Consider the following 15,931-nt stretch of genomic DNA (forward strand, 5'->3'; position numbering starts at 1 on the left):
CTCCCCGTCCCCGTCCCCGTCCCCGGAAGCCGAACCTGCCACTCCGCCGTGGCACGGTCGACTTCAGTGACCAGCAGGGCATGGCTGCGCTGATGGAACTCATCGGCGATGCCGAGATCCCCCCAGTGGAACAGACCGCGGCCGAGCCGTTCGTCGGGGTGACGACTGACGGGACGCCGGTCGATGGGCTGTTCACCCTTGAGGATCAGGGAGTGGACCCCACTGCTGCGGCGCAGGCGGCCCGCGGTTTCCTGGCGTCGTTAGGCTCCCAACAGCGTTCCGCTGCCGCGTTGCCACTCGACGCCGTCGAATGGCAGCTGTGGTCCAACGCCTTTCTGACCTTCCCCGAGCACGGATTGCAGCTGCACGAGATCAGCGACGTGCAGCGGGCCGCCGCGCTCGCAGTCATCGAGGCGTCGATCAGTGCGCCCGGCTATGAGCAGCTTCGTGCCGCGATGCGCTCCAACGCCTCGTTGGGAGAGGTTGTCGGCGCCTACCTGGACTCCCTGACCGAGTACTGCTACTGGTTCACGATCTTCGGTGAGCCGAGCCGGACGGCCCCGTGGGGATGGCAGCTGTTCGGACATCATATCGTCCTGCACTGCCTCTTCATCGGGAGCCAGATCGTGCTCACGCCGTCCTTTCTCGGCACCGAGTTCGAGGGTGACCTGCTCTTCGCCGAACACCAGCGGACGGCACTGGAGTTCATGGGCTCCCTGACCGGAGCCCAGCGTGACCGGGCAGTGCTCCACGGGTCGATGCTCGCGAAGGACCTGCCCCATGAGCTGGCAGGCATCGTGGACGGTCGTCATCGCGCCGGCGCCGGCCGGGACAACCTCGTACTGCCCCAGGTCGGTCTTCAAGGCTCGGACCTGACGGCCGGTCAGCGCGAACTGCTCATGGCTCTGGCCGACCCGTATCTGCTGAACCTGCCCGAGACCGCACGAGCGCACCGCCGGTCGCAGCTCGAGCGCCATGTGGACGACTCCTGTCTGAGCTGGATCGGTCCATGGCAGTTGGGGGAGGCCTTCTACTATCGCCTGCACAGTCCGGTCGTTCTGATCGAGTACGACAACCACCCCGGGATCTTCCTCGACAACGACGAGCCGGAACCGATTCACGTCCATACCATCGTGCGGACGCCCAACGGTGGTGATTACGGCAAAGACCTCCTCCGCAGGCACTACGCGCAGCACCACAGCTGAGCACGCGCTGTGGCTCTCCGCTCACTGACCGGTCCCCTGGGGTGGCATTGTTTGCTGAAGTCCGTATCCGCCGGTCCGGATCGTTCGGGCGGATCCGTGCGGTCAGCCGGTCGTTCTCCGCTTCCGGAAGGGACCGTACCCCCCTTGACCCCTCAGTGGACGAAGCCTAGCGTTCGAACCATATAGCGGTCCTGTGGTCTGTCATGCGGACCGTTCTTGCTCCCGCCCATTCGACGCAGAACGGGAGACGTGGATGGCCGACGACAACCTTCTCCTGCATGTTGCGGGGAAGCAGAACGTTGCGGATGGCGTGGTGCTGTTCACTCTCGCCAGCCTGGACGCGGCGGGTGAACTCCCGGGCTGGACCCCTGGTGCACACATCGATGTGCACCTCGCTGCGGGACTCGTCCGCCAGTACTCCCTGATCGGGGACGTGTCGGACCGTGCCCGGTACCGGTTCGCCGTCCGCCGAATAGGGAAGGGACGGGTCTCCTCCCGCCTCCACGACGTCGTCGGCGTGGGGGACGCGATCACCGTCTCGGCACCCCGCAACTCCTTTCCACTTGTCGAGGACCGGCGCCCGCTCGCCTTCGTGGCCGGTGGCATAGGCATCACCCCCTTCCTGCCCATGATTCAACGGGCGGCAGCCGAAGGGCGTGACTGGACGCTCCACTACGGAGGCCGCGATGTGTCTGCCATGCCGTTCGTGAGCGAGCTTGCCGACCACGGCGATCGTGTCTCGATCCATCCCGAGAACCAGTATGGGCCGCTGCCGCTCGAGGCGATCGTGGCGGACGCGTCGCGGAGGGACGCTCGGGTCTACTGCTGCGGACCCTCCGGCATGATCGACGAGGTCTCCCGGCTCGTGAAGGACCCATCTCTCCTCAGCGTCGAACGGTTCCGGCCGCCTGCCGAGACGGTCGGCGGCACCATCGAGGTCGACCTCGCCACCAGCGGTATCCGCCTGTCCGTGCCAGCGGATGAAACGATCCTCGAGGCGGTGGAGCGGGTCGGTGTGTTCGCGTTGTCCTCCTGCCGGACCGGGGTGTGCGGCACGTGCGAGACCCGGGTTCTGGACGGGGTTCCCGACCACCGCGACACCTTCCTCTCCTCAGCTGAACGGCAGGCAGGTGCCTCGATCCTGATCTGCGTCTCGCGTTCTCGAACGCCACGTCTCACTCTCGATCTGTGATCAAGGAGGATCCAGTGACCACGATTCGTACCGCCGAGCCGGCTTGGGTGTCCGAGCTCACCGTGCAGGACCTGGCCGGAGACGCCGACGCGATCGCGGCCCGCCTGCGGGCCGAGGCTCCGGTGGCATGGATCCCGAAAATCGGCGGATGGCTCGCCACGACCTACAGCGCCTGCAGGCGCGTCGCCCAGGACGACCGGACTTTCAGGGGCGGAACCAGTCAGGTACACGAGCGTGTGTACGGCACCCCACATGTGCTCGGCGCCGACGGCGACCTGCACAGCGACTTGCGCGAGGCCGTCGGGAGTCCGGTGGGAGCTCGGGCGGTACGGGACCTGGTCTCGCACAAAGTCGGACCGGCCGCCCACAGGTATCTCGAGTCGCTGCGCGGCAGGGACCGAGCGGAGCTGATGGCGGACTACTTCGAGCCGCTGAGCGTGCGCTCGGTCGCCGACGCGTACGGCTTCGACGTCGATGCGGACACCCTGCGGCGTTGGTTTCACGACCTCTCCGTCGGCACCCAGAACATGGCGGTCAACCCGGACGGCACGTTCGCCAACCCAGAGGGCTTCCGGGGCGCAGACACAGCTCGCGAGGAAATCACCGAGTACTTGCAGGACCTGGAACGACGCGAGGGCGCGAGCGACGGCAGTCCCATCCATCGAATGCTGAACAGTGGCCGGGCGGCGGGCGACCCGCGCACGCTGGACACGGTACTGCCGTCCGTGCTCATCGTGCTGATGGGCGGCCTCCAGGAACCCGGGCACGCCTGCGGTAGCACGCTGCTCGGGCTGGCCACGGATCCTGCCCAGATGGCGCGTGTGATGGCCGATCCGGCACTGCTCCCGCGGGCGATCACCGAGGGGATGCGGTGGCTCAGCCCGCTCTACGGCGGAGCATCGCGGGTCTGCGTTGAGGATGTCGAGATCGACGGCGCACGGATCCGCCGCGGAGACACCGTATGGATGGCCTATGGTTCCGCGAACCGGGATCCCGCCGAGTTCACCGAGCCGGACCGCTACGATCTGGATCGGCCCGCCCACGCGCACCTGGCCTTCGGCCTCGGGAGGCACGCGTGCGCGGGCAGTGCCCTCGCGCCGCAGATCGTCCGAGTCGCCCTCCAGGAGCTGTTCGCGGCGTTCCCGGACCTCCGACTCGATGAGACCCGCCCGCCCAGGATCGAGGGCTGGTTCTTCCGCGGGGCCCCCGAGATCCACGTCCGGCTTAGCTGAGGCGGGTGCCAGAACCGGCGCGATGGGACCTTCGGTCGCCGGAGGCGCTGGAGGTGATCGCGTCGGCTCGGGTGCCGGGGAAGGAGGTTGCTGAGGGTGGAGACCTTGATCGGGCGGATCACCGAGCGGCATTGACCGGCGTCCTGGTCCCGGCCGTGGACGCACAGTCATGCCCCACCGCCTTGTGCTGTGCGCAGGGCCCCGTCGCGGTGTGTGTGCTGTCCAGTGGCACACACGCTAGGGCGGAAGGCACGACAGAGGCGACTGTGGCCTCGTGCTTGCTGCTACCGCCATCTCCCAGAACGCCACCGACCCGCTGTCGGGGCTGGAACTCCGCGACGTCCCGAAGCCGACCCCACGCCCGGGCTGGTCACTCGTCCGCGTCGTGGCCTCGTCCCTGAACATGCACGACCTGTGGACGCTGCGCGGCGTGGGACACCCCGCGGACCGGCTCCCGATCATCCTGGGGTGCGATGCCGCCGGATACGACGAGGACGGCAACGAGGTCATCGTCCACCCCGTGCTGGGGGACCCGGACGCCGGGCGCGGCGACGAGACACTGGACCCGAACCGGGCGCTGCTGTCCGAGCAACACGACGGGGCCTTCGCCGAGTACCTGACCGTGCCCACCCGCAACCTGGTCCCCAAGCCCGAGTGGTTGTCCTTCGACGAGGCCGCCTGCCTGCCCGTCGCCTGGACCACGGCCTACCGCATGCTGTTCACCCAGGCGGGGATCACCGCCGGTGACCGCGTGCTGGTGCAGGGCGCCGGCGGGGGCGTCGCATCTGCCGCGATCAAGCTCGCCGTGGCCGCCGGGGCCGTCGTCTACGCCACCAGCCGCAGCGAGGACAAGCAGGCGGAGGCCGAGAACTGGGGTGCCCGGTCGGCACTGTTCACCGGCGAACGTCTGCCCGAGAAGGTCGACGTCGTGATCGAGACGGTCGGCGAGGCGACCTGGTCGCACTCGCTGAAGTCGCTCCGCCCCGGCGGCACGATCGTGATCGCCGGTGCGACGAGCGGCACGAACCCGCCCGCCGACCTGGGCCGCATCTTCTATCTGCAGCAGCGCATCCTCGGCTCCACCGGCTGCACCCGCGCCGAACTGGTCGCGATGCTACGGATGATGGAGGCCACCGGCGTCCGTCCCGTGATCGACCGGGTGCTCCCGCTCGAGGACATCCACAAAGGCTTCCAGCTGATGATCGACGGCGGCCTCACCGGCAAGGTCGTCATCCACCCGCCGGCCCCCCACCAGTAAGAAAGGGTCACCATGACCGCAGCAGCCGTCGGGCTGTCCCACTCGCCTCTCATCGGCAAGAACGACCCCGCCCCCGGCGTCCTGGCCCGGGTGGACCAGGCCGTGGGCACGGCCAGGGACTTCATCCGCGACTTCGACCCCGAGCTCGTGGTGTTGTACGCGCCGGACCACTACAACGGCTTCTTCTACAAGGAGATGCCCCCCTTCTGCCTCGCCACCGAGGCTCACGCGGTGGGTGACTTCGGCTCCGCGGCCGGTCCGCTGTCGGTCGACACCGACGCCGCGAAGGCGCTGGCCCAGGGTGTGCTCGACCGCGGTGTGGACCTCACCGTCTCCGCCCGGATGACCGTGGACCACGGATTCGCGCAGCCCCTCGAAGTGCTCTTCGGCGGCATCGACCGCGTGCCGGTGGTCCCAGTCTTCGTCAACGGCGTGGCGACCCCGCTCGGGCCTGTGAGCCGCATCCGGGCACTGGGAACGGCCGTCGGAGAGGCCGCCGCGGAACTCGACAAGCGGGTCCTCTTCCTCGCCTCCGGCGGCCTCTCGCACGATCCGCCGGTACCCGTGCTGGAGGGCGCGCCGCCGCGGGTCGCCGACGCGCTCATCGAAGGGCACCCGCCGACACCCGAACAGCGGGCCAAGGGCGAGGAGCGGGTCATCCGGTCAGGCCGCGAGTACGCCGCCGGATCAGCCGACATGATCCCGATCAACCCGGGGTGGGACAACCGGCTCCTGGACCACCTGGAGAAGGGTGAGCTGACGGAGTTCGACTCCTGGACCGTGGAGGGGATGGCCCAGGAGGGCGGGGGCTCCGCTCACGAGGTCCGCACCTGGATCGCCGCGTACGCCTCCCTGGCCGCGGCTTCGGGGGCGTACGAGATGACCTCCCGCTTCTACGAGGCGATCCCCGCCTGGATCGCCGGGTTCGCCGTGACCACCGCGAAGGGGCGGTGAACCGCCATGACAGTTGACTCGAAAGCGGTCGCGCAGGCGGCCGAACGGCTGGCGGAAGCCGTGGAGCTGGGCCGGACCGTCGCCCCGGTGCGTGACCTGCTCGGCACCCAGGACATCGACGCCGCCTACGCCGTCCAGCAGGAACTGATCCGACGCAGGCTGAGTGCGGGCGCGGTGGTGGTGGGCCGGAAGATAGGCCTGACCTCTCCCGCAGTGCAACGCCAACTGGGTGTTGACCAGCCGGACTTCGGCGTGCTGTTCGCCGACATGGACGTATCGGTCGAGCCGGAGGTGCCTTCCGGGCGGCTGCTCCAGCCCAAGGCCGAGGCGGAGATCGCCTTCGTCCTCAAGGCCGATCTGGCCGACGGCGACCTCGGCCCCCATCAGGTGAGAGACGCGGTCGACTACGCGGTGGCCGCGCTGGAGATCGTCGACAGCCGCATCGCCGACTGGGACATCTCCCTCGCCGACACGGTCGCGGACAACGCCTCCAGCGGACTCTTCGTCCTGGCCGAACACCGGCTCAGGCTAGACGAGTTCGAGCCGCGGGAGACCACCATGCGGATGTACGCCGACGACGTCCTTGTCTCCGAGGGCTCCGGCGCCGCCTGCCTCGGCGACCCGCTCAACGCCCTGGCCTGGCTGGCCCGCACGGCGCGCGAGTTCGGTGAGCCGCTGCGCGCAGGACAGGTCGTCCTCTCCGGCGCGCTGGGCCCGATGGTCCCGGCTCCACCCGGGACCCGGATCCGGGCTGAGATCAGCTCGCTCGGAGAGGTCACCGCCGCATTCTCCGAGAAGAGGGACGCATGACCCCCCGTAAGACCAAGGTCGCCATCATCGGCTCCGGCAACATCGGCACGGACCTGATGATCAAGATCCTGCGCCTGTCGGACACTCTCGAGGTCGCCGCCATGGTCGGCATCGATCCCGACTCCGACGGCCTCGCGCGCGCCGCCCGGCTCAAGGTGCCCACGACACATGACGGCGTCGAGGGCCTGATAGCGATGGAGCACTTCGACGAGATCGAGGTCATATTCGACGCGACCTCGGCGAAGGCGCACATCGCGAACGCCCACAGGCTCGCGCCGTACGGCAAGAAGCTCATCGACCTCACGCCGGCCGCCATCGGCCCGTTCGTCGTCCCTCCGGTCAACCTGGACGACCACCTCGACGCGGGCGTGGACAACGTCAACATGGTCACCTGCGGCGGACAGGCCACCATCCCCATGGTCGCGGCCGTCTCCGCCGTCACCGACGTGCACTACGCGGAGATCGTGGCCTCCATCGCCTCCAAGTCGGCCGGACCTGGCACCCGCGCCAACATCGACGAGTTCACCGAGACCACCTTCCACGCCATCGAGACCGTCGGAGGCGCGGCACGCGGCAAGGCGGTCATCATCCTCAACCCGGCGGAACCGCCGCTGATCATGCGGGACACGGTGTTCTGCCTCATCGGCGACGCCGACGAGGACGCGATCCGCACCTCCGTCAAGGAGATGGCCGAACAGGTCGCCCAGTACGTGCCCGGCTACCGGCTGAAGCAGGAGGTGCAGTTCACTCCCGTGGAGGCGTTCGAACCGGTGCACACCCTGCTGCCGCAGGGGGCCGGCCCGGTCACCACCAAGGTGTCGGTCTTCCTCGAAGTCGAAGGCGCCGCCCACTACCTGCCGGCCTACGCCGGAAACCTCGACATCATGACGTCGGCCGCCCTTCGCGTCGCCGAATCGATCGCGGAGGCTCAGCGATGAACCGCAGGCTCTACATCCAGGACGTCACTCTGCGGGACGGCATGCACGCCATCCGGCACCGCATCGACCCCGCCGAGGTGGGCCGTATCGCGTCCGCCCTCGACGCTGCCGGTGTCGACGCCATCGAGGTGGCCCACGGCGACGGCCTGGCGGGCGGTTCGCTCAACTACGGCCCGGGCAGCCACACCGACTGGGAGTGGATCGAGGCCGCGGCGGACGCGATCGACAGCGCCGTCCTCACCACGCTCCTCCTGCCGGGTATCGGCACCATCGCCGAACTGGAGCGAGCCCACGCCCTCGGCGTGCGCTCGGTCCGGGTCGCCACCCACTGCACCGAGGCCGACATCTCCGCCCAGCACATCACCAAGGCGCGCGAGCTGGGCATGGATGTGTCCGGCTTCCTGATGATGAGTCACATGGCCCCCGCCGCCGAACTCGCCGCGCAGGCCAAACTCATGGAGTCCTACGGTGCCCAGTGCGTCTACGTCACCGACTCCGGCGGCCGCCTCACCCTGGACGGGGTACGGGAGCGGGTCCGCGCCTACCGGGACGTACTCGACAACACCACCGAGATCGGCATCCACGCGCACGAGAACCTCTCCCTGTCGGTGGCCAACAGCGTCGTCGCTGTCGAGGAGGGCGTGACCCGGGTCGACGCTTCCCTCGCCGGACAGGGTGCCGGGGCCGGCAACTGCCCCATAGAAGCCTTCATCGCAGTGGCCAACCTTCAGGACTGGAAGCACGGCTGCGACCTCTTCGCCCTCCAGGACGCCGCCGACGACCTGGTCCGCCCCCTGCGTGATCGCCCGGTTCAGGTCGACCGCGAGACCCTCACCCTCGGCTACGGCGGTGTCTACTCCTCCTTCCTGCGTCACGCCGAGAACGCCGCCGAGCGCTACGGCGTGGATCCCCGCACGCTGCTGTTGGAGGTCGGCCGGCGCGGCCTCGTCGGCGGCCAGGAGGACATGATCGTGGACATCGCGCTCGACCTCCTCGCTGCCCGGGCCACGCGCAGCGCCTGACGCGGAAGGCGGGTCCTGGAGCTAACCCTCTGACGGACGTCAAGCGGATCTGACCTGTACGGGAAGGGACGGATGAATCAATGAAGATCACCGACCTCCGCATCCTGCGGCACCAGCAGCCCAACCCGTCGGACGTGGGGCCGCCGGTGCTGCCGCTGGACCTCATGACCATCTCCACCGACGAGGGCATCGAGGGCCACACGTTCGTCGGGGCGCCCGGTGAGGACATCGCCGAACTCCTCGTCCGGCAGGTCAAGCCCGCGCTGCTGGGGCAGGACGCGCTGGACATCGGCCGGATCTGGGCGATGACAGGCCGCCGGGGACTGCCGGCCACGGCGCAGGGAGCTGTCGACGTGGCACTCTGGGACATCGCTGCCAAGGCCGCGGGACTCCCCCTGCACCGCCTGCTCGGGACCGTGAAGCACCGGGCACCGGTGTACACGTCCAGTTGGATGCACCATGCCGCCGAGACGTACGTGGAGGAGGCTCTCGCTTACCAGGAGGCGGGTCTGCGCGGTCACAAGCTGCACCCGCTGACGCAACTGCGGGCCTTCACAGGCGCGGAGGTACCGGTGACCGCCGACATCGACCTGTGCGAGCGGGTCCGGGCGGCGGTGGGTGTGGACTTCCCCCTCTTCATGGATCCAGCATTCGCCTACACATACGGCGAGGCCGTCCGTGTCGGGCAGGCGATCCAGGATCTGGGTTACGAGTGGTACGAGGACCCACTGCCTGCGGACGACCTCTACGGCTACGTCCGGCTCAAACAGCAGCTGAGCATTCCGGTCATGGCCACCGAGGTGACCGGGGGTGGGCTCACCGCACTCGCTCCGTGGGTAGTGGAGCGGGCGACCGACTTCCTCCGCGGCGATGTCGTACTCAAGGGCGGCATCACCGGGATGCTCAAGATCGCCCACCTCGCGGAGGCCTTCCATCTGCCCTGCGAGATCCACGACGCGTATCACTCACTCAACAATCTGGCCAGCCTGCACCTGATCCTGGCGCTGCCCAACTGCGAGTGGTTCGAGGTCCTGGTACCGCACTCTCCGGGCAGCTACGACCTCGACCACCTCAGCTACGGGCTGGCCGAGCCGGTGCCGATCGACAAAGACGGCTACGCGAGCGCTCCTGACCGGCCCGGGCTGGGTATCGAACCAGACTGGGACCTGCTGCGCTCCGGTGCCGTGGACGAGCTGGGATGACCGGACGTGGGCCGATCGTGCCAGTCGTAGCCGACGTGGGCGGCCGTCCGTCCGGCGCAGGGCGGCCGGACGGAGGAATCAGTCCGGCCGCCCTGCTCCCGACGTGCTCAGTGGAACTCGACGGGGACGTACAGGTCGTAGCGGCGGTCGGTGGGGGCGGTCAGGTCGGTGAGGGTGACGATGGCGCACTGGACGTTCTCGCCGCAGATCTCACCGGGGACGATCTCCGGCTTCAGGTGCTGCAGAGTGACAAGGAAGGAGCCCCCGGGCTTGTAGGGCAGGGTGATGCCTGGGGTGCCCGTGTCCGAGTCGGTGATCCGACGGGAGGAGCCGTCCGTGGGCCGTTTGCCGCCGGGGCACGGCCCAGGCATGTGGGTGTAGGTCGCCGGATCGCCCGGGGTGACCGTCGGCGGTATGACACAGAAACCGACGTAGATGCCCTGCCCCCGGTTGTAGCCGGTGCCCGCCACGACAGCGGTGGCATCGCCGTCGGCCGGGAGGACACGCGTGGCGGCGAGGAGGGGGGTGTAGGTGACGCCGTCGGCGTGGATCGTCCGGTGGTCGGTGCCTATCGCTGCCGCCGGGTGCGGCGGGTTGTCGGGAAAGGGGGAGGCGGTCGCTGGGGCGGTGCTCCCCAGAGAGAGTGCGGTGCCGCCGATGAGGGCGGCGGCACCGGCGATGGTCCTGAGTAGCCGAGACTTGGTGGGGGGAGTCATGGGGGATTCGGCCTTTCAGACAACTGTCGGATGGCTGAGTACGGTTAGGCCGACGACGTGACGCCAGGTCACCTATCGGCCTGTGCGACGGACAGGTTGCGATCATTCAAAGGGCCGGCCCGCAGCTTGCCGGCCGGGAAATAAATGCAGTTACAAATGTGACGTCGGCCTGTGTCTCGAACTGTGTGCCGTTCCACCACGTTTCCGAGTCGAGGATGCCCCGGGAGTTCGGTTGCCGCGGCAGACGGAGCGCTCGTGATGAGAGCGATACAGACACGCCGAGTGGTCTTCCTGGATGCTATAGGCCAGATATTCATCTCTGGAACCGTAGATCGAAGCGGCGCACCGAACTGAGCAGCCACATCATGAGTCACCCTCGGCAAAAGCGTAAGAAGGCACTTTCATGTCAGTCACGCACACCGGTGTGCGTGTGAAGGCCGCGCGCATTGAGGTCGGTTATGGGCAAGGGTCGTCGCTCCAATTGTGTGAAGAATAAGTGCAGTTACTAAAATTCAAACTTGATTCGCTTCTCACTGGAGCCTCATCAGTAACAGGATGGCTGCCGTCTCACGGGGAAACACGACCACTTGGGAAGGCACCACGTTGTCCCAGCAACACCCGCGCCGACGGCGTCGCGTCGGCCGGAGAGTCGCCGCACTGCTCGCACCGGCCCTCGTCGGTGGCCTGCTCGTCGCCTCCGGCGCCGCATCGGCCCGACCAGCCGCCACCGCCGGAACGCCGTACACCTCCGGCACCTACTTCGTCCAACTCGCCGGCCAGCCCCTCGCCGCCTACTCCAAGACTGCGGCCAAAGCCGGCACCCGGCTCAACACGCGTACCGAGACCGCCCGCGACTACATCGACCACCTGACGCGGAAGCGGGACAAAGTGCTGGACGCCGTGGCTGGCGTCAGGCCCCTCCACAACTACGACCTCCTGTTGAACGGCTTCGCCGCGAAACTGACTGCCGCTCAGGCCGATGAGTTGGCCCGCACTCCCGGCGTCGTCGCGCTGACCCGCAACACGGTGCGTCATCCGGTGGACGAGCCCATGGCCACCAGCGGCTCGGCGAACACCATGGCCACGACCGCCGTAAGCGGTGCGAAAACCGCGGCCTCGGCCGCCTCGGGCACCCTCCCCGCCCCTGACACCGCCAAGTTCCTGGGCCTGAAGAAACCCGGCGGCCTCTACTCCAAGATCCCCGGCGGACAGAAGAACGCCGGTGCCGGCATGATCCTCGGTGACGTCGACAGCGGCATCTATCCCGGCAACCCGTCGCTCAAGCCCTTCCGGGGGACCCCGCCCGGTCAAGCCCTCGTCGACAAGAAGTGGAAGGGCAGCTGCGACCCCGGCGACGATCCCGGCCACAAGGTCATCTGCAACAACAAGCTCATCGGCGCCCAGTACTTCAACAAGGCCGTCAGGAACGTCGGCGGGGACGACCAGCCGTCCGCGTGGGGGAAGCTCGGCCACGGCACGCACACCGCGACCATCGCGGCAGGCGACGCCGACGTGCCCGCCGCCGTGACCAACACCGGCATAGCCCACACCCGGATCTCCGGGATCGCCCCCGCCGCCCGGGTGGCCGCCTACCGGGTCTGCTGGTCCACCGGCTGCTGGGATGTGGACATCATCGCGGCCCTGGAGAAGGCCGTGGCCGATGGCGTCGACGTCATCAACTACTCCCTCGGCGACTCCGAGTTGGACCCCGCCAACACGCCCTTGTTCCTGGCCATGGCCAACGCGGCCAAGGCGGGTGTCTTCATATCCGTCTCGGCGGGCAACGGAGGCCCCAGCACCGCCATCAACGGCGTCCCCTGGGTGACCACAGTGGCCGCCTCCACCCACGACCTCGCCTACCGCGGCACCGTCAGCCTCGGCAACGGGCGGAAGTACACCGGGGTCAGTGTCAACGGAACCCGAGTCCCGTCCGCTCCACTCGTCGACGCGGCGAAGGCCGCCGGAGGTGTGGATCCAGCCGATGCGGCCCTGTGCAACCCGGGCACCCTCGACCCGGCCAAGGTCAAGGGCACGATCGTGCTCTGCGCCGACGGCGACGGTTCCATAGGCGACCCGAGCGCCCGGGTGAAGGCCGCGGGCGGCGTCGGCATGGTTCTGTACAACCCCAAGACCACCGACAACGAGTTCGCCGAGCCCTTCACCGTGCCGACCGTGAACCTCGACAAGGCGTCCGGCCAAGCCGTCAAGGCCTACGCCGACAGCGGCGGCACCGCCGAGCTCGGCGCGGCCTTCACCGAACGGCAGCAGACCCGGGTGGCCGGGTTCTCCTCCGGCGGCCCGGACTACAACAGCAAGGGCGACACGCTCAAGCCCGACATCACCGCCCCCGGCGTCGATGTCGTCGCGGGCGACAACCCAGAACGCGGCGTCCCGGGTGACCAGAACATCAGGACCGGCACGTCCATGTCCGCGCCGCACGTCGCGGGGCTGGCCCTGCTGCTTCGTCAGCTGCACCCCGACTGGTCCCCCATGGAGGTCAAGTCGGCGCTGATGACCACCGGGACCACCAAGGACAACGATGGCAAGCCCATCCAGCGCTTCGGCGGCACCACCGCCACCCCGCTCGACTTCGGCGCCGGACACGTCGTCCCGAACATCGCGGCCGACCCCGGCCTGGTATACGACTCCAAGTTCGGGGACTGGATGGCCTACTTGTGCGCCATCGGCCAGCCGCCGGTGACGACCGCCGGCAGCGACCCATGCGCGACCGTAAGGAAGACCGACCCGAGCGACCTCAACTCCCCGTCCATTGCGGTCGGCGACCTCGCCGGCCAGCAGACCGTCACCCGCACCGTGACCAACGTCGCCCGCACCACCGGCAGTTACACCCCCAGCCTCCACACCCCGCCCGGCTACAAGGCGACCGTCTCGCCGGGGAAGCTGGTCGTGGCACCGGGCGCGTCGGCGTCGTACCGGGTCACCTTCACCCGCACCCACGCCGCCTACGGCGACTGGAAGTTCGGCGACATCACCTGGAGCGACGGACACCACAAGGTCCGCAGCCCCATCGCCCTGCGCAGTGCGCCGATCGCCGCGCCGGACGAGGTCGCCCGCCACGGCGCGACCTCGGTGACCCTCACCGCACGGGCCGGCTGGAACGGCACCCTCTCCGCCACCGTCAACGGCTTGTACGCCGGTACGACCAAGACGGGAACGCTGACCGGCGCAGAGCCCGACTTCGACCCGTCGCATCTGACGGCCGCCACGGTCAAGACCGAGCTCACGGTCCCCGAAGGCACCGACTTCGCCCGCGTCGCCATCACGTCCGCCGACCAGATCGCGGGCAGCGATCTGGACCTCTGGGTGTACGACAAGGACGGCAACCTTCTCTGGGAGCCCATCGCCGGCAACGATGAGCACATCGACCTGAAGCCGGGCACATACGAGGTGTACGTCAACCAGGTCGTGCTTCCGCGGGGCCTCAGCAGCCAGAAGTACACCCTGCACACTTGGCTGATCGGGAAGGACACCAAGCCCAACAGGCCAGCAACCGTCACGCCGGCCGAGCAGCGGGTGACCATGGGCGAAACAGCCAAGACCACTGTCTCCTGGAGGAACCTCCAGGTGGGGCAGATCTACCTCGCCCGGATCGAATACAGCAACGGCACGGACACCGTTGGCACGACAATCCTGGCGGTCACCCCGTAACGCCCGGTTCTCTCAGCAACCATGTGGGCCCCACCGCCCGCGGGGGGCCGGCACCCGGGGACCCCGTTGCGCGCACCAAGGAACTACCGCCGGCGACGGTGGGCCCGATGCTGTGCGCTGCCCCGATCGCCAAGGCCGGGATGTTGCGAAGAATTCCGACGAGGTACGGCTCGCGCAAGGCGTGCGCCACCTCGCGCTGTGTCCTTCCAGAACCGACTGCCCATGCTTGAGTGTCGGACGGCGCTTCCCTCGCAGCGCGCCCGGTAGGCGCAGGCTGCGTTCGAGCCCGACCACGGCACTGCGGCACAACAACCTCGATCCCCACGTCACCTGACAGCCTTCCTGGAGAGCGCTTCGATTCGATGGCCGAAGACCAGCGCATCGCCGACTCGACCACTTCCAGGACGGCTTGTACCCGGCGCGGTGCCATCGCCGCGCCGAGACGGACGTGGAGGGGGACTGCTTCAGCGCATCGCGCTGAACACAACGGCCGCTGCCAGCCCGCCGAGCAGGGCGCCGACAACGGTTTGAGCGGGGGTGTGATCGCGGAGGGCGACACGAGACCAGCCAATGGCGGCGATGCCGAGCAGCAACGGCGCCATGCTCATGCCGTAGGCGAGCAACAAGATCACGACAACCCCGCTCGCGACGGCCGTGTGCACCGAGACCTTCCACCATACGGTCACGACCATGGTCACGATGAGGCCGACGAGCATGGCGACGACCAGCGCGAACACCTCGCGGGGCGCCTTGAAGCCAACAAGCAGCGAGATGCCGACAAGAACCGACGTCATCGTGGCCAGGAGGGGGATGGCGCGCTGCTCACGGACCCGTACGTGCTTGTCGGTCCAACTGCCGCGCTTCACGCCAATAATGATGACGGCGAAGGGGATGCCTCCGCAGAACAAGGCCGCCAGCACCCCCCACCCGAGCCCCGTGACACTGCTTGTGCTGTGCCAGCCGATGATCAGAAGTATCGCGATGACGAGGTTGGCCGGTGCGAGGGTGTCGGTGATGAGGCGGGCCGTGCGGGACAGGGTCACTGCGTCGTCTCCAGTATTCGGGCATCGTCGAGCTTGGCGGCGAAGGCGCGGGTGAGATCGGAGGCGTAGGCCGCGGCGAGTTGCTTGAGAGCAAGGATCTCGCTGAGCAGGTCTCGTCCGCCGCTCGCAGGCGGGAGGGCCTCTCCGGACAGGGGCTTGTTGTGCTGAGCTGACACCACGCGAACTGGCCTTCCGGATCCACCGGCGCTTCGGGCACGAACTGCCTCTGGCCGAGCGACTCGCCAACCTGGACGACGACTACGACGTCCTCGAATACGGCGACAGAACGCCGGCACAGGTCGACGCCGAGGTCACGGCCGAAGCTCTTCGCCTTGCACAGCACCCTCGCGTTCCAACCGAACCAGCGGATCCACCGACCTGAAGCAGACCGGTGGACCTGCAGGTTCAGATTGAAGGACCTTCGGTTTCCTTGGAGGGAGTCCGGTCAGGTACCGGGTCATCGCGTGCTGCTCTTCTCGAACGCCGCCGACGGCCGAGCCGTCGCCACGCTCCGGCTGCCTCCGGCGGGCTGACGCCACAGACTGCGCACGGCGAACAGGGCCCTGGGGCGCCCGGACGGAATGCACCAACCCACGCACTGACCCCACGCGACCGACGCCCCTGACGCCCGGCCCACGAACACGCGATGCTGTCCAGAACGAATCGAAGGGGAGGGGGCGCCTTGGGCAG

The 15,931-nt window shown here is 68.4% G+C and carries 13 protein-coding genes; 10 read left to right on the forward strand and 3 right to left on the reverse strand.

Annotated elements, in window-relative coordinates; translation table 11 throughout:
• The 9 genes from GRC12_RS30115 to GRC12_RS30155 form a co-directional block, all read left to right on the forward strand.
• The coding region (locus tag GRC12_RS30115; protein ID WP_208782702.1) for a DUF3500 domain-containing protein at positions 1-1,205 on the forward strand (1,205 nt) is incomplete at its 5' end.
• Between the two features lie 253 nt (positions 1,206-1,458).
• On the forward strand, positions 1,459-2,397 hold the full coding sequence (locus GRC12_RS30120) for a PDR/VanB family oxidoreductase (RefSeq protein ID WP_208782703.1): 939 nt from the start codon (positions 1,459-1,461) through the stop codon (positions 2,395-2,397).
• Positions 2,398-2,411: 14 nt separating this feature from the next.
• Positions 2,412-3,629: a cytochrome P450 gene (locus GRC12_RS46770; RefSeq protein ID WP_208782704.1), complete on the forward strand. Its 1,218-nt coding sequence runs from the start codon at positions 2,412-2,414 to the stop codon at positions 3,627-3,629.
• Positions 3,630-3,903: 274 nt separating this feature from the next.
• Positions 3,904-4,887, forward strand: a complete 984-nt coding sequence (locus GRC12_RS30130; protein WP_208782705.1) for a zinc-binding dehydrogenase — start codon at positions 3,904-3,906, stop codon at positions 4,885-4,887.
• A gap of 12 nt (positions 4,888-4,899) precedes the next feature.
• The gene (locus tag GRC12_RS30135; RefSeq protein ID WP_208782706.1) at positions 4,900-5,841 is read left to right on the forward strand and encodes a 3-carboxyethylcatechol 2,3-dioxygenase; all 942 of its coding nucleotides are present in this window, start codon (positions 4,900-4,902) and stop codon (positions 5,839-5,841) included.
• A 6-nt stretch (positions 5,842-5,847) separates the two neighbouring features.
• A complete protein-coding gene (locus GRC12_RS30140; protein ID WP_208782707.1) occupies positions 5,848-6,651 on the forward strand; it encodes a 2-keto-4-pentenoate hydratase in 804 nt (267 codons plus the stop codon).
• Positions 6,648-7,589, forward strand: a complete 942-nt coding sequence (locus GRC12_RS30145) for an acetaldehyde dehydrogenase (acetylating) (protein ID WP_208782708.1) — start codon at positions 6,648-6,650, stop codon at positions 7,587-7,589. Before GRC12_RS30140 ends, GRC12_RS30145 begins: the two co-directional genes overlap by 4 nt.
• The gene (gene dmpG / locus GRC12_RS30150) at positions 7,586-8,611 is read left to right on the forward strand and encodes a 4-hydroxy-2-oxovalerate aldolase (RefSeq protein ID WP_208782709.1); all 1,026 of its coding nucleotides are present in this window, start codon (positions 7,586-7,588) and stop codon (positions 8,609-8,611) included. Before GRC12_RS30145 ends, dmpG begins: the two co-directional genes overlap by 4 nt.
• Positions 8,612-8,691: 80 nt before the next feature.
• Positions 8,692-9,813, forward strand: a complete 1,122-nt coding sequence (locus tag GRC12_RS30155; protein WP_208782710.1) for an enolase C-terminal domain-like protein — start codon at positions 8,692-8,694, stop codon at positions 9,811-9,813.
• Positions 9,814-9,920: 107 nt separating this feature from the next.
• Here GRC12_RS30155 and GRC12_RS30160 read toward each other — a convergent pair whose 3' ends face one another.
• On the reverse strand, positions 9,921-10,529 hold the full coding sequence (locus GRC12_RS30160) for a hypothetical protein (RefSeq protein WP_208782711.1): 609 nt from the start codon (positions 10,527-10,529) through the stop codon (positions 9,921-9,923).
• A gap of 603 nt (positions 10,530-11,132) precedes the next feature.
• Between GRC12_RS30160 and GRC12_RS30165 the strand changes: the two genes are divergently transcribed.
• On the forward strand, positions 11,133-14,198 hold the full coding sequence (locus GRC12_RS30165) for a S8 family serine peptidase (protein WP_280117532.1): 3,066 nt from the start codon (positions 11,133-11,135) through the stop codon (positions 14,196-14,198).
• A gap of 464 nt (positions 14,199-14,662) precedes the next feature.
• Here the strand turns inward: GRC12_RS30165 and GRC12_RS30170 are convergent, their stop codons facing one another.
• Together GRC12_RS30170 and GRC12_RS30175 are read right to left on the reverse strand one after the other, a co-directional pair.
• Positions 14,663-15,241 carry a phosphatase PAP2 family protein gene (locus GRC12_RS30170; RefSeq protein ID WP_208782713.1) on the reverse strand — a complete coding sequence of 193 codons (579 nt, stop codon included), beginning with the start codon at positions 15,239-15,241 and terminating at the stop codon, positions 14,663-14,665.
• Positions 15,238-15,420, reverse strand: coding sequence for a hypothetical protein (locus GRC12_RS30175; RefSeq protein ID WP_208782714.1), 183 nt, complete (start codon positions 15,418-15,420; stop codon positions 15,238-15,240). Before GRC12_RS30175 ends, GRC12_RS30170 begins: the two co-directional genes overlap by 4 nt.
• Positions 15,421-15,931: the final 511 nt, after the last annotated feature.

The organism is Streptomyces griseorubiginosus (assembly GCF_017614965.1).
Taxonomy (GTDB): Bacteria; Actinomycetota; Actinomycetes; order Streptomycetales; family Streptomycetaceae; genus Streptomyces; species Streptomyces griseorubiginosus_B.